Genomic DNA, 668 nt, shown 5'->3' on the forward strand with positions numbered 1-668 from the left:
TGCAAAAGACCTTTCAGGACCCCGCGCAGCCGGACGAGATGCTGTTCATTATCATCCATCAGGTTAGCGAACTGTGGCTGAAACTGATGCATCACCAACTGGTCGAGGTGCGCCGTTTTTTGCAACAGGATGAATTTGGCCCAGCGATGAAAAACCTCGATCGCATCAAGGCCATTCAGCGGCAGCTGATTGCGGCCTGGGAAACCCTTCTGACCATGACGCCTGCCGACTATTTAACGTTTCGGCAGGCACTGGGCAGCTCGTCAGGGTTTCAGAGCTACGGGTATCGGCAGATTGAGTTCATTCTTGGCAACAAGGATGCGTCAACACTGAAGGTCCATGCGCATGACCCAGAGGTGATGGAGATGCTGAATGCCGCTCTGACCAAACCGTCGCTTTATGACGAAGTGTTGCACATGCTGGCCCGTCAAGGGTTCGACGTGCCCAAGGATCTGATCGAACGCGATTACGCCCAACCCTATTGCGGCGATTCGCGCGTGGTACAAATCTGGGTCGAGGTATTCCGCAACACTGAAAAATACTGGGATCTTTATGCTTTGGCCGAAAAACTGATGGATGTGGAAAGCCTGTTTCAACGCTGGCGCTTTGATCATGCCACCGCAGTTGAGCGCGTGATCGGGATGCAACCCGGCACTGGTGGCTCAAGC

At 53.9% G+C, this 668-nt stretch carries 1 protein-coding gene; it reads left to right on the plus strand.

Going from position 1 to position 668, the window contains the following annotated elements; translation table 11 throughout:
* Positions 1–668, plus strand: a 668-nt coding sequence (locus ACR0C6_RS21860; RefSeq protein ID WP_480621266.1) for a tryptophan 2,3-dioxygenase, incomplete at both ends; no start/stop codon positions are given.

Source organism: Ruegeria sp. AL12, assembly GCF_056540885.1.